The following is a 24,379-nucleotide window of genomic DNA, read 5'->3' on the forward strand; positions in this document are numbered from 1 at the left end:
AACCAAACTCTAATAGTATGAGGACATGGTTGGGATGGGGATCCGGCCGAAGCCTGCCCCTTTCGACCCAAGACAGAGGAGCACCCGCGTGCCTTCATTCTCGAGCACATTAGAACAAGCCATTCACGCGGCCCTGGCGGCAGCGAACGAACGGCGTCACGAATTTGCTACGCTAGAGCATCTGCTTCTGGCGCTGCTGGAAGAACCTGATGCGATCCGCGTCATGAAAGCCTGCAGCGTAGATCTGGATGAACTGCGCAGCACTCTGGTCGAATTCATTGACGAGGATCTGTCGAACCTTGTCACAGACATTGACGGCTCAGAAGCCGTCCCTACAGCCGCCTTCCAGCGCGTTATTCAGCGCGCAGCGATCCACGTCCAAAGCTCGGGCCGGACCGAGGTAACAGGCGCGAACGTGCTGGTTGCCATCTTTGCCGAACGCGAAAGCAACGCTGCCTACTTCCTGCAGGAACAGGACATGACCCGCTATGACGCGGTCAACTTCATCGCGCATGGCGTCGCCAAAGACCCGGCCTATGGTGAAAACCGTTCGGTTTCAGGTGCGGATCAGGTTGAGGAAGAGGTTCAATCTGGCGCGACCGAAGGCGATCAGAAGGAAAGCGCGCTTGGAAAATACTGCGTTGATCTGAACGCAAAATCCCGTGCTGGCGACGTTGACCCGCTGATCGGTCGCGCCGATGAGGTCGAGCGCTGCATTCAGGTTCTGTGCCGCCGCCGCAAGAACAACCCACTGTTGGTGGGTGACCCTGGCGTGGGTAAAACAGCGATTGCCGAAGGTTTGGCCCATAAGATCGTGGCCGGAGAAGCGCCTGACGTGCTGTCCGAAACCACGATTTATTCGCTGGACATGGGCGCGCTGCTGGCCGGCACCCGCTATCGCGGTGACTTTGAGGAACGCTTGAAGGCCGTCGTGACCGAGTTAGAAGATCACCCGGACGCAGTGCTTTTCATCGACGAGATTCACACGGTGATCGGTGCAGGTGCCACTTCGGGCGGTGCCATGGACGCGTCGAACCTGCTGAAGCCTGCCCTGCAGGGCGGCAAGCTGCGCACGATGGGCTCGACCACTTACAAGGAGTTCCGCCAGCACTTCGAAAAAGACCGCGCGCTCAGCCGCCGGTTCCAGAAGATCGACGTGAACGAGCCGTCGGTTGAAGACAGCGTGAAAATCCTGCGCGGCCTGAAGCCCTATTTCGAAAAGCATCACGAGATCAAATATACCGCGGATGCGATCAAGACCGCTGTGGAGCTTTCGGCGCGTTACATCAACGACCGCAAACTGCCTGACAAGGCCATCGACGTGATCGATGAGGCCGGAGCAGCACAGCATCTGGTCGCGGAAAGCAAGCGCCGCAAGACCATCGGCGTCAAAGAGATCGAAGCGGTTGTCGCCAAGATTGCGCGCATTCCGCCGAAAAACGTCACCAAGGACGATGCCGAGGTTCTGAAAGACCTCGAAGCCTCGCTGAAACGGGTGGTGTTTGGTCAGGATGACGCGATTGTCGCGCTGTCCAGTGCCATCAAACTGGCCCGCGCCGGTCTTCGTGAGCCCGAAAAGCCCATCGGCAACTACCTGTTCGCTGGTCCGACCGGTGTGGGCAAAACCGAGGTGGCGAAGCAATTGGCCGACACTCTGGGTGTGGAGTTGCTGCGGTTCGATATGTCGGAATACATGGAGAAACACGCGGTCTCCCGTCTGATCGGCGCACCTCCGGGCTATGTCGGATTTGATCAAGGCGGTCTGCTGACCGACGGTGTCGACCAGCATCCACATTGCGTGCTGCTGCTGGATGAGATCGAAAAAGCACACCCGGATGTGTTCAATATCCTGTTGCAGGTGATGGACCACGGCGAGTTGACCGATCACAATGGCCGCACAGTGAACTTCCGCAACGTGGTACTGATCATGACCTCGAACGCGGGCGCGCAGGAACAGGCAAAGGCTGCCATCGGCTTTGGCCGCGACCGTCGCGAGGGCGAGGACACCGCAGCGATCGAACGGACCTTCACGCCGGAATTCCGCAACCGTCTGGATGCGGTGATTTCCTTCGCGCCTCTGCCGAAAGAGGTCATCCTGCAGGTGGTCGAGAAATTCGTCCTGCAACTAGAAGCGCAGCTGCTGGACCGCAACGTGACCATCGACCTGACCAAGAAGGCCGCTGAATGGTTGGCCGACAAGGGCTATGACGACAAGATGGGCGCACGTCCGCTGGGCCGCGTGATCCAGGAACACATCAAAAAGCCGCTGGCCGAGGAACTGTTGTTCGGCAAACTGGCCAAGGGTGGTGTGGTCCGCGTCTCGGTGAAGAAGGGTGAGCTGAACCTGGAAATCCTCGGCCCCGATCAGCCGCGCATTCCGGGTGACAAGCCTCCATTGCTGACAGCGGACTAAGTGACGCCGCACTGCAAACAGAAAACCCGCCTTTTGAGGCGGGTTTTTCTTTTCGGAGTTCTGCGGCTGCGCTTGGTTGGCCCGAGAGCCGTAAACCGCGAACCCAAAGTTATTTTCGAACGCGTGACTGACTGTTTGGCACGGGACACGGTATCGGCATGGCCTTTGGTTGCCTGTCTCGCGCCGCAAGATACGCCAACAAGAGGCATTGCGCATAGCGCGGCCCTTCAAGACCCTGAGCAAGCGCAGAAAGGATCGCTATCCCCAGGTCGCGCGCCTTGCGCAGTCGCCCAGCTTTGGACGGCGAGAAATACTCAAAATCTATCAAGCGAGTCTGCTGTCCGTCCCAGCACATATCCCTGAATGCCGGCCGACCATGCGCCAGGTCCATCGCGTGCAAACGCGCCAGCGCCCGTCCTGCAGCGCGGCAGGCCTTGAGCTTATCGACCGTTGTGACATAGGCATCTTTGCAAAACTTGGTCAGACTGCTTCCGGCGTCCTCAACGACGATGTAATCCGAACCCTCGGCCAGAATCCTTGGTACAGCCACACCGCGGTTCCAGAGATAGAGATGGGACTGCCGATCCCGATCAAAAGCTTGTTCAGGTTTGCCTTTGACCAGCCAGAGATGTGGCGCAAAACGCTCAACACGCTTTATCCAAAACCGGAGACCTCGCCGTGTCTGACACAGAGTCACACGTTGATGCGGGGCCTTTAAGGCCTCGTGCATCGCGACGTGTATCTCTGCTGTTTTGTCTTTCACGCTCACCTCCGGTAGACCTTAGGTTAGATATAGGAGTTCTGCCTGTGCGTTTCATCTTGGACGGGCGAATTATTCGCTCGACCAGCCCTGTTTCCGGCGCGGATCCGCCTTTGCCTTAAAGCCGCAATCGTATTTTTTCGACGGAATGCCGCCTGCCACCCGTTTCACTTTCAATGTTGAAACGCGAAAGGGATTTTGATGACCAAAACTGTCGCCATTTGGAGCGCCGCATTCGCACTGTCGACCATAGCTGCCATCGCCACCGCGCAGCACAGATTTCGATACCATGACGAAACCGAAACTCAGCCGCTGCGCCTGCAGGCCGCAACGGTTGATCCCGGAACCAGCCTGACAGAGATTTCAGAGTCCCAAAACAGCCTGAAGGTGTCAGCCAATGGGATTCCCGATCACCTTGTCGGTCGCTTCCCCAACCGAGGCAATCCGCACGGCATCTCGCAACAAAATGTCAGCTTGAAGATACCTGCCAATCCCAAATCCGCTCGAACGGTCACACCGCTGGAATTGGGCTGGAACTTTGGTGTGTCTTTGAACGGAGTGGTGTTCGATCCCTTGGCCGCCGAATTCTGGCACGGTGATCCTAATTCGGGTTGGTCCTACAATGCCCTCGGGGGTGCGGTTACGTTGGGACTGGATGAGAATTTCGCCCACGTGCAGCCCAACGGTAAGTACCACTATCACGGCATACCCACCGGTTTGATCGAACTGTTGGACTATGCGCCAAACCGCCACTCCCCATTGATCGGATATGCAGCGGACGGCTTTCCGATTTATGCAATGACCGGAGTCGTGGACGGGAATGTCCAGCAAATGACATCGTCTTACCGTCTGAAAGCGGGCAACCGACCGGGTGGCGACGAGCCGGACGGAAAGCATGACGGCACGTTCAATGAAGACTATGCCTATGTCGCAGGTTCCGGGACCCTGGATGAATGTAACGGAGCCTTTACGGTTTCCCCCGAATATCCATCTGGAACCTACGCTTACTTCCTGACGGAAAACTATCCGGTTATTCCACGCTGTTTCGCGGGCAAGCCAGATACTAGCTTTCGGTTCGGTCGTGGCTGATCCGTAGGTTTAACGAGTGCAACGTTACCTTTCGGTGAGTTTCAGCTCGATCCGCCGGTTCTGCGCGCGGGCCTCCGGCGTGTCGGCCGGGTTGACGGGCTGGAACTCACCAAATCCATTTGCGGCCAGACGGTTTGGCGGGATGCCCAAAGCGTCGACCATATAGCGTACCACTGACAAGGCGCGCCCCTGACTCAGCTCCCAATTGTCACGATACCGACCTGATCCGGCCAGCGGCACGTTGTCGGTATGGCCGTCGACCCGGATCACCCAGTTCAGGCCTTCGGGGATTTCAGCGGCCACACTGCGCAAGATCGCGGCAACTTTGGCCACCTCTTGCTGCCCTACCGGGGATAGGACGGCAGAGCCGGTGTCGAACAGTACCTCGGACGAGAACACGAACCGGTCGCCTTCGATGCGAACGCCCTCTTCGTTGCCCAGAACATCGCGCAAACGACCAAAGAATTCGGAACGATAGCGCTGCAGATCCTCGGCCTGGGCCGCCAGTTCCTGATTCTGACCAGACAGGGCCTCGGCCTCAGCTTCCAGCCGGGCGCGTTCGGCCTCTTCCAGCAGACGCCGTCGACGCTCTTCCGAAGCCGCACGGGCAAGGGCTGCGTTCAGGTCCTGACCAAGGCTTTGAATACGGATATCCGCAGCTGCGTTGCGCTCTTCATAGTCATCCAGAATAGCCTGCAACCCACCAAGCTGCTGACGCAGTGCGGCCATCTGTTGATTCAGCAAGGCTGTTTCGCGCTGAGCTTTTGCCGAAATCGCCTGCTCAGCCGAGATTGCTTCGCGGGCCACGGCCAAGAGGTTGGCGCGTTCTTCCGCCAGCGAGCGTTGTGTCTGCGCTTCGGCCTGGGCTTCGGTTTGCGCGGCAAGGGCCGCCTGCAACTGCGCTTGCAGTTCGTCAGCATCCAACGCACCAAATTGGCGTTCCAATTCAGCCCGGGCGGCCTGCGCTGCCGCCAGCAGGGTCAGCGTATCTTCGGCTTCTTTACGCTGCGCCTCCAGCGCCAGGGTCATGGCAGTTAGCTCGGCGTCCGCGTCCTGCAGGCGGTTTCGCAGGTTTTCGGCGGCGGCGGCCTCGGCCAGTCTCGCGGCCTCTTCCGCGCTGAGCTGATCTTCCAAGTCACCGATCCGGGTCGCCTGCGCCGCGTCGCTTTGTTCCAGATCAGCGACCAGGGCTTCCAATGCCTCGCGACGTGCGGCTGCCAAACGGGCCGCCTCTGCCTGTTCGTCGATCTCAGCCCGGCTTTGCGCCAGCGCCAGGTTCAGAGCCTGCCGTTCGTCCAACAGTGCTTCGCGCTGCGCCTCAAGCGTCGAGATCGCACTACGCGCGCGGTTCTGATCCGCCAGAAGCGCCGCCACCTGCGCTTCGAAATCAGTGATGCGGGCCTGTGACAGGGCCAAATCCACTTCGGCGCGCGCAAGGGTGTCCTCGGTCTGCGACAGGGTCGCGTTCAGCGCCCCAAGGCGTGCTTGCAATCGGCTGTTTTCGCGCTCTTCAAGACCCAAGGCACCGACCAGTGCGGCAACCTCGTCCGACAGGGCTGTCAGCTCGTCTTCTTGACCGGAAATCGTCTCGCGCAGCACGAACTGAACCACCATGAAGATGGTCAGAACGAATGTCAGAACCATCAGCAACCCGGTGATCGCGTCCACAAAGCCCGGCCAGACCGAACCCTGAAAACGTTGACCTGTGCGGCGGGACAGAGCCATGGGTTACTCTCCTTCCGGAGCGGTGCGCACGGCGCCTCTGGGCAGTGTCAGGGCTTTGACCAGCAATTCGATGTCCTTGCGCAGCTCGCTCATGCTTTCCTGTCGGCCAGCAGAGATTTCTTCGAGAATGCGAAGCAGCTGAACATCCATCGAACGCAGCCGCATCCGGCTTTCGGCATCAATGCCGTCGCCTGTGCCCTGCTCACGCATGTGGTCCAGCAGCGCGTCCTGTCCAAGGGCTACCCGCTCCAGCGCAGCGGTAACGCCTTCGGTCTCGGATTGGCGCACATTCATCTCGCCAATTGCGTCGACCAACTGACCCAATTTGACGGAAACCGTCGCGCGATCGGACTCTTGCGCGGAAAACAGATCCTGCAGGGCATCCATCTGTTCAGACATGGCATCCAGAACGGGCGTCAAAACCGCAATCTCTGCCCCGCCCTCTTCCGCGGACGCAAAGCCCACGCGCGTGATTGAGGACAACCATTCCTCAAGCTCGCGATAGAACCGGTTTTGTCCGTGGCCCGCAAAAAGCTCTAGCAGGCCAACGATCAGAGAGCCCGCCAGCCCCAACAAAGACGACCCGAACGCCACACCCATGCCCTGCAGTTGGGACTCGAGCCCGACCATCAGGCGGTTGAACACGGCCAGCCCTTCCTCGCCCTCTTGTGGGTTCAGGCTGCGGATCGTGTCGACAATGGCCGGAACGGTTGTCGCCAGACCAAAGAACGTCCCCAAAAGACCAAGATAGATCAGGACGTTGGTGATATAGCGGGTGATCTCGCGCTCTTCCTCGACGCGCTCCGCAACCGAGTCCAGAATCGACCGGGTTGAGCTTGAGCTGATCTGCGATCTTGCCCCCCGCTCGCGCAGCAGCGATGCCAGAGGTGCCAATAGTTGCGGTGTGCGGGCGTCTTCGCGCACGACGCCACCGACAAACGCTTCGATCCAGCGGACCGAGCCAATCAGCTGTGTGACCTGATAGAAACAGGCGAACACGCCGATTATGAAAACCAGAATGATGAAGCCGTTCAGGTATGGGTTGGCCTCGAATACCGGCAACACATATGGCAGCGCCATAAAGACACCCAAGCCCGCCAAGGCAATTGCGACCAACATCATCACAATTTGACGGATGGGATGCGAGAAATGGGGTCTCGCGCCCTGATGTGCCTGCGCCATGCGCGTGTTTCCTGGTTTTTGCCTGCTCTGGCTTGAATCTAGCCAAATTCCGCCGACGACGCCAAGGGTTTATGAGGTAATGGCACGCACCCGTTGCGCCAACCACTCAAGATCGGGATCGCGCAAGTCAATCTCGGCCAGATGTTCCGCAGTGTTGTACAGGTATTCCGTGTTTGGTCCGCGCCCGCCAACTGCATGTGCGATGATCTGTGCCTGCTCTTCCAGCGGCATGCCCCCGCAATATTGGACGTGATCAGCATCAATCACATAAGTGACCGCATTGACGACCTCACCACTGGCCAACTGCACATCCAACATCTTCTCGACATAGGCCGACGAAATCAGCTCACGCTCGCGCAATTCGTGCAGGGTGCGGTCTTCGTGACCCGCCTCAACCGCCAGAGCCAATCCCTTGCAGTGGGCATCGACCTGCTCGTCCAGTGCCAGAACCAGACCGGGGTGATCTTCGGTCCCACGATGGTGGATCGAGCTCATGCAGAAGGACCGCGCATAGCCGTGCAACGTGGCGTGTTCGCTGCGCACTACCGGAAAGCCGGGATTCCACAACAGTGATCCATATCCGAAAACCCACATCGTCATAGCTCTGGTCCTTGCCCGTTTGGGCCTATAAACATCAAATTCAACGCGGGAAAAAGGGCCAACTGCCATGCGTGGACTTATACGAGTCGTCATTTTCATAGCGGTTATCTGGAGCGCCTATTGGTTCGTCGCCGGTTACGGGTTGCGCAATGCGATCACCACGTGGTTCGACAAACAGCAAGACGTTGGTTGGCAAGCGGACTTTTCAGATGTCTCAACGGCTGGCTATCCCTTTCGCCATGTCACGCGCCTGAATAATCCCGCGCTGGCTGACCCGGTCAATGGTACCGCCTGGAGCGCCGATTGGATCGAATTCCAAAGCCCAGCAATTTGGCCCGGCCGACAGGTGCTTCGCTTTGCCGACACGCCCCAACGCCTGTCCTACTACGATCAGACGGCTACCATTGAGGCCAGCGACCTGCAGGCAGAACTACAGCTACAGCCGGGCGTGGCGTTGGTGCTGGAAAAGATGGCGTTGACCGCCGGGCCATGGTCGATCACCGATGAGGCCGAGCCTCAGGCCGGGGGCGACACACTGGCGTTGGTGATGGAACAGACCCCAATCCCGGTGGCCTATTCCGTAAAGGCCAGGATTGACGGCTTTACCCCCGGCGACGACCTGCGCACGTTGATGCGGTCGGCGACCACTCTGCCACAGGCTTTCGAAACGCTTGAGCTGGATATGGTAGCGACGTTCAACAAGCCCTGGGACCGCTCGGCCTTGGAGCAGAGCAGGCCGCAGCCGGTCAAGATCGACCTGAAACTGGCCGAGATGAAATGGGGTGCTTTGCGTCTGTTCGCGGCGGGCGAGCTGGATGTCGACCATCAGGGTATTCCAACCGGAGAGATCGCAATCAAAGCCGAAAACTGGCGCGACATGATCGCCATGGCCAATGCAGCGGGCGCCCTGCCCGATCAGGCTGTTGACCCTGTCACGCGCGCGCTGAACTTCATGGCCGGGCTGGGCGGCAATCCAAATGCGCTGGACCTGCAACTGAACTTTCGGGATGGGTTCGTCGCGTTGGGTCCGCTGCCTTTAGGGCCCGCACCACGCCTGATCCTGCGTTAACGGCAGTATGGCCCGCGGCGATGGCGGGCCGTATCCAGATGGAAATGATCGCGGTGATACCGATCCGAGTTCGGGCCCAAGACGGTCCCGAACGGCCCGCAGGCCCCACGCCATATCTTGGTCAGTTGCCGTTTGGACGGGTTCTTGCGCCACCCATTCAGAACGGTCACGACCTCACCATCCGCCATCTTGAACGCGGAAATGTCGATCGCACGGCCTTTGCCATGTTCGGAAATCCGCGCGCCCTTTTGGTTATTGCGCGTCCGGCACGCATAGTGCGCGGCAACCTGCAGCTCTACCACTGGACCGCGCCGTTTGAATGTTGGCTTAACGCTTTTGTCGACCCATTTGTTCAACGCAATCGCCGTACCGCAATCCATCGTCGACGGGCGGCTCAGAGCTACTCCCGATACCGACGTGATCTGAACGGCATCCTTGATGCCGCAGGCTTTGATCCGACCCGGCACACGGCCGACCGCCTTGCCCTGAATGTTGATATCGCCGCACACCGACCCTTTGCGCAACTTGCGTTTTTTGAAGAACGCCTCCTGCTCAAGGGCTTTGGGTCGCAGGTAAGGCATCAAGGACGTGTCAGGCCCCAACAAGGGCAGATCAGAGGGCCTTGCTGCAACCGCCAAAACCTGAGCAGATACCGGACGCTGTTCGGGCCGGATGTTCGAGGTGGGCAGCTGAGGTATCGCGCTGCTAAAGGCCAGTTGCTGGGGGGCCAGAGCGGCGTCAGGCCGGGCTACGGGGATCAACGACCGCTCAAGAACGCCAGCCTGAACGGACGCGGCACAGGCGGCCACCAATCCGATCAAAGCGGTTCTCAAGCGCTGTTTCATGGGTTCGCTTTCCCCCGCCCAAAGTCGGGCGCATCCGTATCCTGACCCGCGTCAATGATGCCGCGGCGGATCGCACGCGTGCGGGTGAAGTAGTCGAACAATTGCTCCCCATCACCGGTGCGGATGGCGCGTTGCAATGCGAATAACTCTTCGGTGAAACGCCCAAGGATCTCAAGCGTTGCATCCTTGTTGGTCAGGAACACATCGCGCCACATCGTTGGATCCGATGCCGCGATACGTGTGAAATCCCGGAAACCTGCCGCCGAATACTTGATGACCTCGGTATCTGTGACCCGGCGCAAGTCATCAGCAACACCGACCATCGTGTAAGCGATCAGGTGCGGCGCGTGCGACGTGACAGCAAGTACCAGATCGTGGTGATCCGCATCCATCTCATCCACGTTCGAGCCCATGCCTTCCCAAAGCGCGCGCAGGCGGGCGATTGCATCCGGGTCCGAGCCTTCGACCGGGACCAGCAGGCACCAACGGTTGTCAAACAGCTCGGCAAAGCCGGACTCCGGACCGGAATGCTCGGTCCCCGCCAATGGGTGCGCAGGGATGAAATGCACTCCTTCGGGAATATGCGGGGACACGGCTTGGATAACGTGCCGCTTAACCGATCCCACATCGGTCACCGTTGCCCCAGGTTTCAACGCCGACGCGATATCTGCGGCCACGGCCCCCATCGCGCCCACGGGAACACAAAGCACGACGAGGTCAGCGCCCTCAACTGCCTCTTTCGCGGTGTCACACACGCGGTCGCACAGGCCGATCCGGCGGGCGGTCTCACGGGTTGCCTCGGATCGGGCATAACCGGTTACTTCGCCAGCAAGCCCTGCGCGCTTGATGGCCCAGAACATGGACGAGGCAATCAGGCCCAGCCCGATCAGGGCCACACGGTCATAAACTTGGCTCATGCGGCGCCCCCTTTGAACGCAGTGATGGCCGCAACAACGCGGCGGCAGGATTCTTCATCGCCCACGGTGATCCGCAGGGCGTTTGGCAGGTTGTAGCCCGCCACTCGGCGCACGATCAAACCCTTGGTTTTGAGATAATCATCACAAGCTTCAGCCTCGGCCTGATCGGCAAAACGGGCGAGGATGAAATTGGTGCAGGACGCGTCCGAAGGCACTCCGATCTTAGCCAGTTCCTCTGACAACCACACCCGCAAACGCGCATTTTCAGCCTGACAGAAAGACAGGAATTCCACGTCTTTCACCGCAGCTTCGGCCGCCGCCAAAGCGGTCAAGGACAGGTTGAAAGGCTGACGCACCCTGTTCAGCACATCGATGATCGACTGCGCGGCATAGCCCCAGCCGACACGCATCCCGCCCAGGCCGTACACCTTGGAAAAGGTCCGGGTCATGATCACGTTTTCAAACCGGTCCACCAAGGACGCGCCACCGTCGAACCCATCGACAAACTCGGCATAGGCCCCGTCGATTACCATCAGGCAAGTCGGCGGCAGCGCCTCGGCCAGTCGCACCAGTTCCGCCTCGGGGATCATGGTCGAGGTCGGGTTGCCCGGGTTGGTCACGAATACGATCCGCGTCTGCCCGTTCACGGCAGCCAAAATGTTGTCGACGTCCACATGGCGTTCGCGTTCGGCCACCATAACGGGCGTCGCGCCGGCCATGCGCGCGATTATCGGGTACATCGAGAACCCATGCTCGGTATAGATCACCTCATCCCCCGGCCCGGCATAGGCCTGAGCGATGAATTGCAGCACCTCGTCACTGCCGACACCACAGATGATCCGCGCCGGTTCCAGCCCGTGACGCTCACCAACTGCCGCCCGTAGGCTAGCGTGGTCGGTGCTGGGGTAACGATGCAGAGTTTCAGCGCTGTTCCGTACAGCTTCGATCGCCTTGGGGCTGGGGCCGAACGGGTTTTCGTTCGAGCTGAGCTTGATCACATGCTCCACCCCGGCCACATGCGACTGGCCGCCCTGATAGAGCGCGATGTCCATAATGCCGGGTTGTGGGGTGATCTTATTCATAAGAGGCTCCGTTGTTGGAGCCTCTCATACCTGTCTCAACGGGTTGAGAAAAGCGGCAATTCCGTCACGCCGCCTTGAAACGGGCGGTCGCCGGGTCAGCGTTGTAATACGGGGCGAACTCCTCAGTCCGGCGGGACAGGTCATTGACGCTGTCGATGATGAACTGAACCGTTTCTTCGCTCATCAGGTACGAGAAGTTCAGACGCACCCAACCCGGTTTCTTCAATTCCTCACCCGCAGACAAAGCAGCATGCAATTCGGTGGATGTCTCTTGGTCGATCTCCAACAAGCGATGCGCATATGGCCCTGCGCATGCACAACCGCCACGCGCCTGAATGCCATAGATGTCGCTGAGCATTCGGGTGAACAGTTGCTGATGCACTGGCTGGCCCGAGTTGTCCCGGACAAGGAATGAGAAAATCGGCAAGCGGTGCGGGTTTTCAGTGCCCAGCAGGGTCAGGTTCGGATTATCCCGCCACCCGTCCAACGCCATCTTGTTGTACTGCGCTTCGCGGTTGGCGATCTCATCCGTGCCGACGACGTCCTTGACGATAAAGGCCAGTGCGGCTCGGATATCACCGATCACGTTCGGCGTTCCGGCTTCTTCGCGCGTGGCAAGGTCTTCGCTATAGTCATGCCGCCAGGGCGAAACGAAGCTGACGGTGCCGCCACCGGGCCAGCTGGGACATGTACGGCGCACTGCTTTCTGGTTGACGATCAGAACACCCGACGCACCCGGCCCACCCGGAAACTTGTGCGGAGACACCACGATGGCATCCTTGCGCGCATCCTCTGGCCCCATATCCATCGGCAAGTATGGCCCGCCGCCCGCATAGTCCCAGATCGAAACCGCGCCGTGAGACTTAAGCAAGCGCGTGATCGGGTCCGGGTCAGTGATGATACCCGTCACATTGGACGCGGCCGAAAAAGACCCAATGACCAGATCAGACTCCGCATTGGCCTGCAGCGCCTGGCGCAGAGCATCCATATCGACGCCGCCCTCGGGTGCTTCGGGAATTTCGATCACCTGCGCCTTGCTTTCCCGCCAGGGCAAAATGTTGGAATGATGCTCATACGGCCCGATCAAGACAACCGGCCGGTCAGCCTCCTCTACTCCCATCAGACTGACCAGCCGGTTAAGACCCGCAGTGGCACCGGACCCCGTGAAGATCACGGCATCCTCGCCCCTCGCGCCAACAATGCGGGCAATTTCCGCGCGCGCTTCGCGGCGCAGACGGGTCATGTAGGACCCGCAATAGGAGGCCTCGGTATGGCTGTTGGCATAGAAAGGCAGCACCTCATGGGCGACAAAATCCTCAACCTGCCGCATGGCACGACCCGAAGCGACGTAATCCGCATAGACCAGCGGCACGTCCCCATTCAGACCCGGGATCAGAACATTCTCTCCGATCAGCCCGTCGCGCAGGCTGGAATTGCGAGTGGTGGATTGGAGTGCTGCGCGAAAATTGGACAAGGTCATCTGTAAGGCTCCGTATTGCAATATCAAATATGATTGAGCCGAGACGCGGAAACTTCACCTTTCTTTGGATGGATTTCTCATTTTTTGTGTCATATGCTTTAATATGGCCGAAAACTTAGATCAAATTGACAAACGCATACTGCGCGAGCTTCAAACGGACGCCACACTGTCTCAGCGCGAACTGGCGGACCGGGTTGGGCTGTCGCAGAACGCCTGCTGGCGACGCCTGAAAGCTTTGAACGAAAATGGGGTAATCACGGGATCAACCGCACGGATCGCGCGCGAAAAGCTGGGGCTCAGCCTTGTGGTGTTTGTGATGCTGCGCACACGGCACCATTCCGCAGAATGGTTGCAGGCTTTCCGCAGCCATGTCCTGACAATCCCTGAGGTGGTGGATTTCCACAGGATCGGCGGCGACTACGACTATCAGTTGAAAGTCGTGACCGAGGATATGGCGTCCTATGACAGGGTTTATCAACGCCTGATCGAGAAAGTCGAACTGGACAGTGTAACCTCGTATTTCGCGATGGAAGCGATCGCCGAAGGGCGACCGCTGCCGATTTGAGCTTAGGACAACCCGAGCATCGTTTTCATGCCACCGATAAAAGTAGCGTCATCCAGTGCCTTGCGATTGTTGAGAAGCTCAACAGCATCCTCACCCGCCCGATAGCGCAATGTGTCGGTGCCATCCGTAACCGCATTCAGGATAACGTCCGCAACGACACTTGGCGGCGACGTGCGTGAGGCCATTTCTTCAGACCCCCAAGTGCTGAACAAGGCCTGAACCACGGGCTGATACTCGGTCATGCTTTCGTCGTTCACGAAATCAAAAGACCGACCGCCGAAATCTGTGGCAATCAACCCAGGCTCGACGATTTTGACCTTGATGCCGGCCGCCGCCAGTTCGTAGTGCAGCGACTCTGAAATACCTTCGACGGCAAATTTCGTCCCGTGATAGAGCGCCCCGAGCGGGAAGGTGATCTGTCCGCCAATGGACGAGATATTGACGATGCAGCCCGATCCATTGGCCCGCATATGCGGCAGCACGGCTTTGGTCACGGCCAGCAAACCGATCACGTTGGTATCGAACTGACGACGAATGCGGTCCATCGGAAAGGCCTCGAGCGGACCATATGCACCATAACCCGCGTTGTTCAGAAGAACGTTTATCTGGCCGAATTGCGCGATCCCTTCTTGGACAGCCGCCGTGATCGAGCCCTCATCGGTCACGTCCAAGCGCGTAACCAATACGTTCTCAAGCTGCGTCAGCTCGGTTTCCTTCTCAGGGCTGCGCATGGTCGCGATGACATTCCAACCCTGCTTGTGAAACAGTTCCGCTGTGACTTTTCCGATACCCGACGATGCGCCGGTAATAAGGATTGTCTGAGGCATGATCCTTCTCCGCTGAAATGAGCCTGACAAACAGATAGGCGGTTGCGCCAAACCTTGCCTGCCGGATTCTACGTAATTTCTGCCTATTTCTCTGAGCCCCCGGATTTTCGCTGGCTGCGATAGGGCCTGCAAATTATGCTGTAAGCGATATGACACACGCTAATCTGATTTCCGAAATCTGCTGCGCAGTGCGCGGAGAACCCGAAGACGCGCAGTTCTATCCAACGGCGCTGGACGGCTTCGGACTGGTCCACGACGTCAAATGCAAATCCTTTCAGGCTCTGGTCTACGAACCGATCGTCTGTCTAGTTCTACAAGGACAGAAAGAAACACGCATAGGCGATCGCCTGGTACATTTCGGAGCAGGTGACTCTCTGATCGTCAGCCATTCGGTTCCAGTGATGGCTTCGGTCACCGAGGCGAGCCGCGAGAAGCCTTACGTGGGTCTGGTATTCTCGCTGGATTTGTCGGTTCTGCGAAGTGTTTACAACGAAACCAACGCCACCGATGTCGAAACCGCGCAGAGCCTCGCTGTTTCCAAGGCGTCTCCTGACCTGGTCGACGCAATGACCCGCCTGTTTCACGCCAGCCAGAACGCGATGGATGCACAAGTTTTGGCACCGTTGATCAGTCGCGAGATCCACTATCGGCTGCTGCAGGCGGACCACGGGGGGATGTTGCGGCAAATGCTTTGGCGCGACAGTAGCGCCAGCAGGATCGCGCGGGTGATCGATGTCATTCGTTCGGATTTCAAGACGTCGCTTTCCGTGCCGGACCTTGCACAAGCAGCCGGAATGAGCGTTTCGACCTTTCACGCTCACTTCAAATCGGTGACCGCCAAGTCACCCCTGCAATATCAGAAGGAGCTCAGGTTGCTCGAGGCACGCAGGCTGCTGTCACACGCAACCCTCAGCGTTTCGCAGGCGGCTTTTGAGGTCGGGTATGAAAGCCCAACGCAATTCAGCCGAGAATATTCACGCAAGTTCGGCGTGTCCCCACGACAAGATATCGGCACGCACAGCGCCGCCTGAACGAAAAAGGCCGCGCAAAATGCGCGGCCTTTCGGAATGTGGTATCGGCGAAGATTAGTTCTTCGCGTAGAATTCGACGACCAGGTTCGGTTCCATCATTACCGGGTAAGGAACATCGCTCAGGCCAGGTGCGCGAACGAAGGTCGCAGTCATTTTCGAGTGGTCGGCGTCGATGTAGTCAGGAACATCACGCTCGGCCAGAGCAACAGCTTCCAGAACAACAGCCAGTTGCTTGGACTTGTCACGTACTTCGATCACGTCGCCTTCTTTGACGCGGTAGGACGGGATGTTGACCCGCTTGCCGTTCACTTTGACGTGGCCGTGGTTCACGAACTGACGTGCAGCAAAGACGGTCGGCACGAACTTGGCGCGGTAGACGACTGCGTCCAGGCGGCGCTCCAGCAGGCCGATCAGGTTTTCACCGGTGTCGCCTTTGACACGCTCGGCTTCGGCGTAGATGCGGCGGAACTGCTTCTCGGTCAGGTCGCCGTAGTAGCCTTTCAGCTTCTGCTTGGCGCGCAACTGCAGACCGAAGTCCGACAGTTTACCCTTGCGGCGCTGACCGTGCTGGCCGGGGCCGTATTCACGACGGTTGATCGGGGATTTCGGACGACCCCAGATGTTTTCGCCCATCCGGCGGTCGATTTTGTACTTGGCAGACGTGCGTTTGGTCACGGCTGATCTCCTTCGTTTAGGTCGAGGCCTTTGCAGGCCACTATGAAGGGCGTTGTCCTCTTGAGGTTTCCCCCATGACAGGCATCCCCTTGCGGGGTCCACCAACACCAATGAAGCCGCGCTTATATCTGCCAGGTGGGCAGAGTCAACACACGGTCGGAGAGATTTTGACGAAGGTTAGGCGTATTTTGCGTGACGGATTAGTCAGCCGTTGTGTTTGCTCGCTTCACAGCGCCAGCCCAGCCTTCAATCGCGGGTGAGCGCGTTGGAAACGCAACCACAGTACGATCCAAGCGCACGGATGCGCTGTTGTTTTCATACTCGGTAAATTCACTGACCCAGAATTCTTGATCCCGCGCTGGGTATCCGTTTTCGAACATCAGAACCGGATCCGACTCTCCCGACACCAGGAATAGCGAGGCGGCAAACTTTTGCGCCCCATTGGTCAGCACTACAGAACCCATCGCGGATCCTTGCAAATCCGGAGAGTTTGCGAATTTGCTCGTATATTTTGCTGAGTAATCATTAGAGCCGCCCGAAAGCTCAAGCTCTTGGTGGACTGGCTCGGCGAGGTGTACGGCCTGCCCGCGCCACGACCATGCCGCTCCGACCTTCAAAAAGGACCGAGGCGCTGCCTCAAGCCCATCCAACTCTGTTTGTATCCACGAAATCGCCACACGACCGTTAAAACCGGTTCTCATTACAACCGCCCGTACCTTTCAACACATCACTGCTCACTAGCATTGTCTTATCAGGTCAGAATCTGGCGTAAAAGAGACGTAAATGCAGCAATCACGAAAATGTTGCCGCTGAGTCAAATCAGGTTGAGACTTCACTCAATACAAAATCAACCTTAGAGCGAAAAAGAATGGGCGAGGACAGCTTAAACCGGTAGGCGTGATCAGAAAATTCAAATCTAACGCATTGTTATAAATATGAAAACGTTGGATGATTCCCTCACGGCAAAATAGCTAAGGTGTATTCAGAATGCACGTTCAAAAAAGCAACCGAAACCCAGTTCACCCCTTCAAAGCATCCAGGTACGCGCGCTTTGCAACGGCGACATCCGCGTCGCTCATGTCTGATCGGTTCAATTCCAGAAAATAATCCGCGCTCCCTTCGGGCTGAACGTTTCTTTCATCGATCGACCTCAGGTGGTCTGATCGCACATTCAGCTTGGACAGAGCTGTCAGCAGCGGCATATCCCGCGCGCCCTGAGCCGAGACGTTAACCGCCTCAACCTCGGCCCGTGGGGAAACGCAGTCAGACACCCGCTGCACGACCGCCTCAAGGTCCGCGCCATGCTGCAGCCGCTGGCCATACTGGTCGAGGTCTTCGCAGATTCTGTTGCTGCGCAAGTTCTGCCAATACGTGCTTCTGATCCATTCACCTGCGTTTCTGGTCGTGAACAGAAAGATGATGCGATCCTTTTCGCCTGTCAGGCGCGACACCTCATCTAGCAAGGCCCTGCTAAGAACATGCGTTTGCGCATAGGACCACACACCCTTTCGTCCCGGGATAAGGCCCGACAACTCTTCGTTGCTGATCAGCAAAGGTTTGTCCCGTTCACCTGCGAACGGCGCAAGCACCTGCCGCAGTCTCAGGCCAAAATTTTGCAACGTCCGCTCTTTCGGAGAAACCGCATAGCGCCGAGCGGCCAAACTGACCTCCTGCAGATCGTGCGGCAACAGGATGTTCACCTGTTCCTTCAGAACATCCAGGTTTTTCTCAAGCGTCTTTTGCAGGGTCGTTGTGCCAGTTTTGTGGAACCCCTGATGAATTAGGACTTTCAAAACACGTCTTCCAAATGAACAGGCCCTTTCCGAATGCCGACAAGCCCGCAAGAAACGGGCTTTTCGAAACCATAGGGTTCAAACATCCGATCAGCTTGGAGCACCACTACCGCAAAGCAGGGTGTGGCCGTTCAGTCAGCCGCACTTGGAATGCCCGCAGCTGCGGCAGGTCATACATCCCTCGATCATCACCATGTCAAACTGACCGCAGGACGGGCAGGCTTTGCCTCGCGGCGCGTCCATGTTGACCACTTGGGCCTGAGGATCGGATTTCAGGCCCATGCCCTCACCCTCAAGAAAGCCGATATTGATCAAGTGCTGTTCGATCACACCGCCGATGGCGGCCAGGATCGACGGGATATACTTGCCCTGAACCCACGCACCGCCCCTTGGGTCGAACACGGCCTTCAGCTCTTCCACCACGAAAGAAACATCCCCGCCCCGCCGGAACACAGCCGAGATCATCCGGGTCAGCGCCAGCGTCCAGGCATAGTGCTCCATGTTCTTCGAGTTGATGAACACTTCGAACGGGCGACGTCGCCCACCGATAACGATATCGTTGATCGTCAGATAAATCGCATGCTCGCTGTCGGGCCATTTCAGCTTGTACGTCGATCCCTCCAGCGACTGCGGCCGGTCCAGCGGTTCGGACATATAGATAACATCGCCACCGTCGACCTCGTGCGGCGCATTGGCGCTTTCGCCCGGCACTTTATCGTCGCTTTCCGAAACTGTCAGGACCGACCCCGTTACATCGTTCGGACGATACGTCGTGCAGCCTTTACAACCCTGATCCCAGGCCTGCATGTAAACGTCCTTGAAGGCGTCAAAGCTGATATCTTCGGGGCAGTTGATCGTCTTCGAGATCGAGCTGTCGATCCACTTCTGCGCGGCTGCCTGCATCTTGACGTGATCGGAAGGAGACAGGGTCTGCGCATTCACGAAATAGTCGGGCAACTCCTTGTCGCCAAACTTGTCGCGCCACATCTGCACGGCATAATCCACGACCTCTTCTTCGGTGCGTGAGCCGTCCTTCTGCAGAACCTTACGCGTATAGGCATAGGCAAAGACTGGTTCGATCCCCGACGACACGTTGCCTGCGTAAAGCGAAATCGTCCCCGTAGGTGCGATTGACGTCAGCAACGCGTTGCGGATGCCGTGTTCCCGGATCGCATCGCGCACGTCGTCATCCATCTGCAGCATCGTGCCGCTGGCCAGATATTTCTCAGCATCGAACAAGGGGAACGCACCCTTTTCCTTCGCCAAGTCGACCGACGCCAGGTACGCGGCGCGGGCGATCGCGTGCAACCAGCGCTCTGTCTGACGCGCCGCCTCGTCGGAGCCATATCGCAAGCCCAACATCAGCAGCGCATCCGCCAAGCCGGTAACACCCAACCCGATGCGCCGCTTGGCCTGAGCCTCAGCCGCCTGCTCGGGCAGCGGGAATTTCGACGCATCGACGACGTTGTCCATCATACGAACAGCAGTTGCGACCAATTCCTGCAAAGCCGCCTCGTCCAGATGTGCCGCGTTTTCAAACGGCTCAGCAACAAGACGCGCCAGGTTGATCGAGCCCAGCAGGCACGCACCATAAGGCGGCAGCGGCTGCTCACCGCATGGGTTTGTGGCCGCAATAGTTTCGACATAGCTCAGGTTGTTGGCCTGGTTGATCCGGTCGATGAAGATCACGCCCGGCTCGGCGTAATCATAGGTCGCCTGCATGATCTTGTTCCACAGATCACGGGCTTGAACGGTGAGATAGACTTTGCCACCGAACACCAGCTCCCACGGGCCATCGGCCTTGACGGCCTCCATGAAGGGGTCGGTTACCAGAACCGACATGTTAAACATGCGCAGACGCGCGGGGTCGGATTTGGCGGTGATGAAATGTTCAATATCCGGGTGATCACAGCGCATGGTTGCCATCATCGCCCCGCGTCGCGAACCCGCGGACATGATCGTACGGCACATGGCGTCCCACACATCCATAAAGCTCAGCGGACCGGATGCGTCCGCCGCAACGCCTTTCACATCCGCACCGCGTGGGCGAATGGTCGAGAAATCATAACCGATCCCCCCGCCCTGTTGCATGGTCAGCGCGGCCTCTTTCAGCATGTCAAAGATACCGCCCATGCTGTCGGGTACCGTGCCCATGACGAAGCAGTTGAACAGGGTCACCTGCCGTGCCGTGCCCGCGCCAGCCGTGATGCGTCCGGCGGGGAGGTATTTGAAATCCTCCAGCGCCTCATAGAACTTATCTTCCCAGTGGGCCGGATCCTTCTCGACCCGCGCCAGATCGCGGGCGATGCGCCGCCAACTGTCCTCGACCGTTTGGTCGATGGGCGTACCATCCGCCTGTTTGAAACGGTATTTCATGTCCCAGATCTGCTCGGCGATGGGGGCGGCAAAGCGGCTCATTGGTGATTCCCTGTTCTGAAAGAGGTATCCAGACTATCCCAATTCGCACGCACACCACAACACCTTGATGACGGCAGCCATCAGTCTACAATATAAAGATGGTGCGTGGGACGACTCTGTGGGAAAGCTGTGGATAAGTACGTTAATCTCATAAAACTCTCGGTCGGTTCGGAAAGCGTCGACACTCTGATCGCCTGGCAGAACAGCTATCGGCAACGGTTCGATGATGGCTTGCCGCGTCACGTGACACGCATGTGGCCCAAGCGTGAGGCCGAGATTCTAAACGGCGGTTCAATCTATTGGGTCATCAAAGGCGTGATTCAGTGCCGTCAGCGCATCCTGCGCCTGGACGAAGTACGCGGCGAAGACGGCATCCGCCGCTGCGCGATTGTTCTGGACCCAGAGGTTCATCGCACCCAGAACGCCCTGAAACGTCCGTTCCAGGGCTGGCGCTACCTTAAACCTGAAGATACGCCCGCCGATCTGCCAAAAGGGCGCGAGCAAGACGATGCGCTTCCCGACGACCTGAACCGTGCGCTGGCCGAGATCGGCGTGCTCTAGTCAGCTCAGGCGGTCCAGTAAGTCAGACAGCACCTCTTTGTCTCCGGTTCCGTAAGACGCAACGCGGCTGCGCCACAGCGTGGCTTGCGATTGCAGGATCAGACCGTCTGACAGAATCTTGAGGTGATTGGCCCGCAGCGTCTCACCGGTCGAGGTGATATCGGCAATTGCTTCGGCGGTTTCGTTCACCACGGTGCCTTCGGTCGCGCCCTGGCTGTCCACCAGAGTGTAATCCGCCACTCCTGCATCCGTCAGAAACTCGCGCACCAGACGGTGGTATTTGGTCGCGATCCGCAAACGGTGCCCATGTGTTTTACGAAACGCCGCAGCGGCCGCATCCAGATCGTCCAACGTCTCTACATCAACCCAACAGGCTGGCGTTGCGACAATCAGATCTGCTTTGCCGAACCCAAGCGGAGACACCTCTTCGACCTGCTGCTCCCACCGCGGCAGTTTTTCGTGCACCAGATCGGTTCCGGTGACGCCCAGGTGAATGCGTCCGGCGGCAAGTTCGCGCGGGATCTCGCCCGCCGACAGCAGGATCAGCGAGACTCCGTCGATCCCTTCAACCTTGCCCGCATATTCCCGATCCGACCCACTGCGCGACAGGGTGATGCCGCGCTTTTCGAACCACGAGAAGGTCTTTTCCATCAACCGGCCTTTTGAGGGCACGCCAAGTTTCAGGCTCATTGCGCGGCCTCCTCAATCTCGAGCATCAGGTCCGGGCGCAATACGCCACCCACGGCAGGTATTTCAGCGCCATCGCCCAATTGACGCGTCAGCGCGTCGTAGCGCCCGCCAGTTGCAATAGGAGGAAGATCGGGGCGGCCTTCGGCATAAAACCCAAAGACGAACCCGTCGTAATACTCCATCGACGTGCGACCGTAAGCGGCTTCGAAATCCAATGTCTCGACATCGACCCCGCGCGCCTGCAGTGCAGCGATTCGGGCCTCGAGCCGATCCAGCGCCGGTGTGATCTGCGGCAGATCGACCGCTACATCGCGCAGTTGCTCAAGCGCAAAGGGCATGGTTTCCCGCACACCCAACAGCGACTCCAGCCCGGTCAGTTCGTTGTCCGAGATCGGAGGTGTTTCCCGATCTGCGCGCAGGGCTTCGATCCGCGCCTCAATCTCGGCAGCGCGCCGTTTGCCGATCATCGGCGCGTCGAAGCCCATTGGATAGGCAGACTCCAGCAGTTTGGTCCGATGCTCGGGCTCGGGTTTACGACCAGCAAACCGATCCAACAGAATGCGGAAGCGACGCGGGCGCCACAGGTGGCGCATCAAGGCCGCTTTGCGACGGTCCGTCGTGCGCAGGCCCTGAACGGCTGCGGTCAAAATACCGATGTCACCGGTTGCCGCGCGCAAGGGCAACCCTCGCAACTGCAAGGCAAACAGCGAGAACACCTCAGCATCGGCCCCCGCGGGGTCATTGCGGTCAAAGACCTCGTACCCGACCTGGATATACTCGTTCGAACGATCCGGGTCATGCTCCTGCCGGCGGAACACTTCACCTGAATAGGTGTATCGCGCGGGTTCAGCGCCCTCGCTCATGTGCATCTGTACAACCGGCATAGTGAAATCCGGGCGCAGCATCTGTTCGCCGCGCAGCGCGTCCGTGGTCACATAGGCACGCGCGCGGATATCCTCGCCATAGAGGTCCAACAGCGTTTCCGCCGGTTGCAAAAGCGGAGGGTCCACGACCTGCGCACCTGCGGCCTCGAACCGGACACGCATCATCGCGGCGCGGGCCTGTATCTGGGAACGGTTGGCCATGGCTCAATCCTGACTGTCCAGAATTTCGCGCAACTTCGCGACCAGATCGCCGCGTGGCACTTCGAACTGGCTGGGGCGTTCTTTCCATTCCTCCAGCGTTGCACTTTCGGCGATTTTCGCACCGAGGATCAGGTCTTTGATCTGGACGATGCCATTTGCCTTTTCGTCACCACCCTCGATCACGGCAATCGGAGAATTGCGCTTGTCCGCATACTTCAGTTGGTTGCCGAAGTTCTTGGGATTGCCCAGATAAACCTCAGCCCGGATACCCGCATTGCGCAGTTCCGCCACCATCGCCTGGTAGTCGGCCATGCGGTCACGATCCATAACGGTAACAACAACTGGGCCGGTTGCCTGTGCGGCGATCCGGCCCTTTTCGCGCAGGGCGGCCAGCAGTCGGTCAACACCGATAGACACGCCGGTCGCGGGCACTTCCTGCCCGGTGAACCGTTTGACCAAATCGTCATAACGCCCTCCACCCGAGACCGACCCAAACTGCCGCTTGCGGCCCTTTTCATCGAAAATCTCAAAGGTCAGTTCGGCCTCATAAACCGGCCCAGTGTAGTAGCCCAGGCCACGCACGACTGAGGGGTCGATTTCGATCCGATCCGACCCATAACCACCCGCATCCAACAGCGTGCCAATCTGTTCCAGCTCGGCAATCCCGTCGGCACCGATTTTGCTGTCACCCACAGCCGCGCGCAGGTTGGCCAAAGTTCCAGCGGTGTCAGCAGCCTTGGAGGTCAGGAAGGCAATCACCGGTTCAGCCTGATCATCGCTCAGGCCAACTCCGTCGATGAACGCACCTGAGGCATCCAGACGGCCTTTGGTCAGCAATTCGCGCACGCCCTGCTCGCCCACCTTGTCGAACTTGTCGATGGTGCGCAGGACGTTGTCGCGAGCGGCTGCGTCTTCACCCAGACCCATCGCCTCAAGCACTCCGTTCAGAACTTTGCGGTTGTTGACGCGCACCAGATAGTCGCCGCGCGGGATGCCGACGGTCTCCAACGTGTCCGAGAGCATCGCGCAAATCTCGGCGTCCGCAGCCATCGAAGCCGTGCCGACCGTATCCGCATCACACTGATAGAACTGGCGATACCGCCCCGGCCCCGGCTTTTCGTTGCGCCAGACAGGCCCCATCGCATAGCGGCGATAGGGCGTGGGCAAATCATTGCGGTGCTGCGCATAAACGCGGGCCAGAGGTGCGGTCAGGTCATACCGCAGGGCCATCCAGTCGCCCTTGTCGTTCTCATCGGCCTCCTGCCATGCAAACACGCCTTCGTTCGGGCGGTCCACGTCGGGCAGAAACTTGCCCAGCGCCTCGACGGTTTCCACCGCGCTGCTTTCCAGGGCGTCGAACCCATACCGATGATAGACGTCCGCAATAGCCCGCAGCATCTCGGTGCGCTGCGTGACTTCCTGGCCGAAATAGTCGCGGAACCCTTTTGGCGTAATTGCCTTGGGGCGGGGCTGTTTCTTGGGCTTGGCCATCGGGGGCGTCCTTCACGGGTCATGTTCCGCGCGCGGTCTATCCCATGGCCCGCATCGGGGCAAGGCGCGGTTTCGCTGGCC

The 24,379-nt window shown here is 58.7% G+C and carries 22 protein-coding genes; 6 read left to right on the plus strand and 16 right to left on the minus strand.

Going from position 1 to position 24,379, the window contains the following annotated elements:
• The first annotated feature begins 88 nt into the window (after positions 1–88).
• On the plus strand, positions 89–2,413 hold the full coding sequence (gene clpA, locus GOV53_RS11470) for an ATP-dependent Clp protease ATP-binding subunit ClpA (RefSeq protein ID WP_170423146.1): 2,325 nt from the start codon (positions 89–91) through the stop codon (positions 2,411–2,413).
• A gap of 109 nt (positions 2,414–2,522) precedes the next feature.
• On the opposite strand, the gene GOV53_RS11475 is transcribed toward clpA, so the two are convergent.
• Positions 2,523–3,176 (minus strand): hypothetical protein, encoded by a 654-nt coding sequence (locus GOV53_RS11475; RefSeq protein ID WP_170466786.1) that lies wholly within the window; start codon positions 3,174–3,176, stop codon positions 2,523–2,525.
• A 198-nt stretch (positions 3,177–3,374) separates the two neighbouring features.
• On the opposite strand from GOV53_RS11475, the gene GOV53_RS11480 reads away from it, so the two are divergent.
• Complete coding sequence (locus GOV53_RS11480; RefSeq protein ID WP_170466789.1) at positions 3,375–4,262, plus strand: YHYH protein; 888 nt, start codon at positions 3,375–3,377, stop codon at positions 4,260–4,262.
• Between the two features lie 24 nt (positions 4,263–4,286).
• Here GOV53_RS11480 and GOV53_RS11485 read toward each other — a convergent pair whose 3' ends face one another.
• The 3 genes from GOV53_RS11485 to GOV53_RS11495 all read right to left on the minus strand — a co-directional run bounded on the left by GOV53_RS11485 (position 4,287) and on the right by GOV53_RS11495 (position 7,769).
• Complete coding sequence (locus tag GOV53_RS11485; RefSeq protein ID WP_170466791.1) at positions 4,287–5,987, minus strand: peptidoglycan -binding protein; 1,701 nt, start codon at positions 5,985–5,987, stop codon at positions 4,287–4,289.
• 3 nt (positions 5,988–5,990) lie between these two features.
• Positions 5,991–7,169, minus strand: a complete 1,179-nt coding sequence (locus GOV53_RS11490) for a biopolymer transporter ExbB (protein ID WP_170466794.1) — start codon at positions 7,167–7,169, stop codon at positions 5,991–5,993.
• A gap of 69 nt (positions 7,170–7,238) precedes the next feature.
• Positions 7,239–7,769, minus strand: a complete 531-nt coding sequence (locus GOV53_RS11495) for a gamma-glutamylcyclotransferase (protein ID WP_170466796.1) — start codon at positions 7,767–7,769, stop codon at positions 7,239–7,241.
• Between the two features lie 67 nt (positions 7,770–7,836).
• Here GOV53_RS11495 and GOV53_RS11500 point away from each other — a divergent pair, with 67 nt between their 5' ends.
• On the plus strand, positions 7,837–8,838 hold the full coding sequence (locus GOV53_RS11500; protein WP_170423158.1) for a DUF2125 domain-containing protein: 1,002 nt from the start codon (positions 7,837–7,839) through the stop codon (positions 8,836–8,838).
• Here the strand turns inward: GOV53_RS11500 and GOV53_RS11505 are convergent.
• From GOV53_RS11505 to GOV53_RS11520, 4 genes are all read right to left on the minus strand, one after another.
• A complete protein-coding gene (locus GOV53_RS11505) occupies positions 8,835–9,683 on the minus strand; it encodes an extensin-like domain-containing protein (protein WP_170466797.1) in 849 nt (282 codons plus the stop codon). The genes GOV53_RS11500 and GOV53_RS11505 overlap by 4 nt on opposite strands.
• A complete protein-coding gene (locus GOV53_RS11510) occupies positions 9,680–10,600 on the minus strand; it encodes a prephenate/arogenate dehydrogenase family protein (protein WP_170466799.1) in 921 nt (306 codons plus the stop codon). Before GOV53_RS11510 ends, GOV53_RS11505 begins: the two co-directional genes overlap by 4 nt.
• Positions 10,597–11,682: a histidinol-phosphate transaminase gene (gene hisC, locus GOV53_RS11515; RefSeq protein WP_170466801.1), complete on the minus strand. Its 1,086-nt coding sequence runs from the start codon at positions 11,680–11,682 to the stop codon at positions 10,597–10,599. Before hisC ends, GOV53_RS11510 begins: the two co-directional genes overlap by 4 nt.
• Positions 11,683–11,746: 64 nt before the next feature.
• Positions 11,747–13,162 (minus strand): aminotransferase class V-fold PLP-dependent enzyme, encoded by a 1,416-nt coding sequence (locus GOV53_RS11520; protein ID WP_170466803.1) that lies wholly within the window; start codon positions 13,160–13,162, stop codon positions 11,747–11,749.
• A 103-nt stretch (positions 13,163–13,265) separates the two neighbouring features.
• Here GOV53_RS11520 and GOV53_RS11525 point away from each other — a divergent pair, with 103 nt between their 5' ends.
• Positions 13,266–13,727, plus strand: a complete 462-nt coding sequence (locus tag GOV53_RS11525; protein WP_170423168.1) for an Lrp/AsnC family transcriptional regulator — start codon at positions 13,266–13,268, stop codon at positions 13,725–13,727.
• Between the two features lie 2 nt (positions 13,728–13,729).
• On the opposite strand, the gene GOV53_RS11530 is transcribed toward GOV53_RS11525, so the two are convergent.
• Entirely contained in the window at positions 13,730–14,554 is an 825-nt protein-coding gene (locus GOV53_RS11530; RefSeq protein ID WP_170466805.1) for an SDR family NAD(P)-dependent oxidoreductase, read from the minus strand.
• Between the two features lie 149 nt (positions 14,555–14,703).
• On the opposite strand from GOV53_RS11530, the gene GOV53_RS11535 reads away from it, so the two are divergent.
• Positions 14,704–15,585: an AraC family transcriptional regulator gene (locus GOV53_RS11535; RefSeq protein WP_170466807.1), complete on the plus strand. Its 882-nt coding sequence runs from the start codon at positions 14,704–14,706 to the stop codon at positions 15,583–15,585.
• Between the two features lie 54 nt (positions 15,586–15,639).
• On the opposite strand, the gene rpsD is transcribed toward GOV53_RS11535, so the two are convergent.
• The 4 genes from rpsD to GOV53_RS11555 all read right to left on the minus strand — a co-directional run bounded on the left by rpsD (position 15,640) and on the right by GOV53_RS11555 (position 20,471).
• The gene (rpsD, locus tag GOV53_RS11540; RefSeq protein ID WP_170325974.1) at positions 15,640–16,260 is read right to left on the minus strand and encodes a 30S ribosomal protein S4; all 621 of its coding nucleotides are present in this window, start codon (positions 16,258–16,260) and stop codon (positions 15,640–15,642) included.
• A gap of 200 nt (positions 16,261–16,460) precedes the next feature.
• Entirely contained in the window at positions 16,461–16,961 is a 501-nt protein-coding gene (locus GOV53_RS11545; RefSeq protein WP_170466809.1) for a hypothetical protein, read from the minus strand.
• Positions 16,962–17,279: 318 nt separating this feature from the next.
• Positions 17,280–18,053: a hypothetical protein gene (locus GOV53_RS11550; protein ID WP_170466811.1), complete on the minus strand. Its 774-nt coding sequence runs from the start codon at positions 18,051–18,053 to the stop codon at positions 17,280–17,282.
• 135 nt (positions 18,054–18,188) lie between these two features.
• The gene (locus GOV53_RS11555; RefSeq protein WP_170466813.1) at positions 18,189–20,471 is read right to left on the minus strand and encodes an adenosylcobalamin-dependent ribonucleoside-diphosphate reductase; all 2,283 of its coding nucleotides are present in this window, start codon (positions 20,469–20,471) and stop codon (positions 18,189–18,191) included.
• Positions 20,472–20,600: 129 nt separating this feature from the next.
• Here GOV53_RS11555 and GOV53_RS11560 point away from each other — a divergent pair, with 129 nt between their 5' ends.
• Entirely contained in the window at positions 20,601–21,032 is a 432-nt protein-coding gene (locus GOV53_RS11560) for a DUF1489 family protein (protein WP_170466815.1), read from the plus strand.
• Here the strand turns inward: GOV53_RS11560 and hisG are convergent, their stop codons facing one another.
• Genes hisG through hisS form a run of 3 tightly spaced genes read right to left on the minus strand, consistent with a single transcriptional unit; the run spans position 21,033 to position 24,298 of the window.
• Positions 21,033–21,722, minus strand: coding sequence for an ATP phosphoribosyltransferase (gene hisG / locus GOV53_RS11565; protein ID WP_170466817.1), 690 nt, complete (start codon positions 21,720–21,722; stop codon positions 21,033–21,035). It lies immediately after the preceding gene.
• A complete protein-coding gene (locus GOV53_RS11570; protein WP_170466819.1) occupies positions 21,719–22,807 on the minus strand; it encodes an ATP phosphoribosyltransferase regulatory subunit in 1,089 nt (362 codons plus the stop codon). Before GOV53_RS11570 ends, hisG begins: the two co-directional genes overlap by 4 nt.
• A 3-nt stretch (positions 22,808–22,810) precedes the next feature.
• The gene (gene hisS, locus GOV53_RS11575) at positions 22,811–24,298 is read right to left on the minus strand and encodes a histidine--tRNA ligase (protein ID WP_170466821.1); all 1,488 of its coding nucleotides are present in this window, start codon (positions 24,296–24,298) and stop codon (positions 22,811–22,813) included.
• Positions 24,299–24,379 lie beyond the last annotated feature (81 nt).

Source organism: Ruegeria arenilitoris, assembly GCF_013035315.1.
GTDB classification, from domain to species: Bacteria; Pseudomonadota; Alphaproteobacteria; order Rhodobacterales; family Rhodobacteraceae; genus Ruegeria; species Ruegeria arenilitoris_D.

Excerpts from the sequence above, each read along its gene's own strand:
- GOV53_RS11495 (WP_170466796.1), bottom strand. The coding sequence starts at position 7,769 with ATGACGATGTGGGTTTTCGGATATGGATCACTGTTGTGGAATCCCGGC.
- GOV53_RS11555 (WP_170466813.1), bottom strand. The coding sequence starts at position 20,471 with ATGAGCCGCTTTGCCGCCCCCATCGCCGAGCAGATCTGGGACATGAAA.
- GOV53_RS11490 (WP_170466794.1), bottom strand. The coding sequence starts at position 7,169 with ATGGCGCAGGCACATCAGGGCGCGAGACCCCATTTCTCGCATCCCATC.
- GOV53_RS11545 (WP_170466809.1), bottom strand. The coding sequence starts at position 16,961 with ATGAGAACCGGTTTTAACGGTCGTGTGGCGATTTCGTGGATACAAACA.
- GOV53_RS11510 (WP_170466799.1), bottom strand. The coding sequence starts at position 10,600 with ATGAGCCAAGTTTATGACCGTGTGGCCCTGATCGGGCTGGGCCTGATT.
- GOV53_RS11525 (WP_170423168.1), top strand. The coding sequence starts at position 13,266 with ATGGCCGAAAACTTAGATCAAATTGACAAACGCATACTGCGCGAGCTT.
- GOV53_RS11535 (WP_170466807.1), top strand. The coding sequence starts at position 14,704 with ATGACACACGCTAATCTGATTTCCGAAATCTGCTGCGCAGTGCGCGGA.
- GOV53_RS11500 (WP_170423158.1), top strand. The coding sequence starts at position 7,837 with ATGCGTGGACTTATACGAGTCGTCATTTTCATAGCGGTTATCTGGAGC.
- GOV53_RS11570 (WP_170466819.1), bottom strand. The coding sequence starts at position 22,807 with ATGGCCAACCGTTCCCAGATACAGGCCCGCGCCGCGATGATGCGTGTC.
- GOV53_RS11480 (WP_170466789.1), top strand. The coding sequence starts at position 3,375 with ATGACCAAAACTGTCGCCATTTGGAGCGCCGCATTCGCACTGTCGACC.
- hisC (WP_170466801.1), bottom strand. The coding sequence starts at position 11,682 with ATGAATAAGATCACCCCACAACCCGGCATTATGGACATCGCGCTCTAT.
- GOV53_RS11530 (WP_170466805.1), bottom strand. The coding sequence starts at position 14,554 with ATGCCTCAGACAATCCTTATTACCGGCGCATCGTCGGGTATCGGAAAA.
- hisG (WP_170466817.1), bottom strand. The coding sequence starts at position 21,722 with ATGAGCCTGAAACTTGGCGTGCCCTCAAAAGGCCGGTTGATGGAAAAG.
- hisS (WP_170466821.1), bottom strand. The coding sequence starts at position 24,298 with ATGGCCAAGCCCAAGAAACAGCCCCGCCCCAAGGCAATTACGCCAAAA.
- GOV53_RS11485 (WP_170466791.1), bottom strand. The coding sequence starts at position 5,987 with ATGGCTCTGTCCCGCCGCACAGGTCAACGTTTTCAGGGTTCGGTCTGG.
- GOV53_RS11520 (WP_170466803.1), bottom strand. The coding sequence starts at position 13,162 with ATGACCTTGTCCAATTTTCGCGCAGCACTCCAATCCACCACTCGCAAT.
- GOV53_RS11505 (WP_170466797.1), bottom strand. The coding sequence starts at position 9,683 with ATGAAACAGCGCTTGAGAACCGCTTTGATCGGATTGGTGGCCGCCTGT.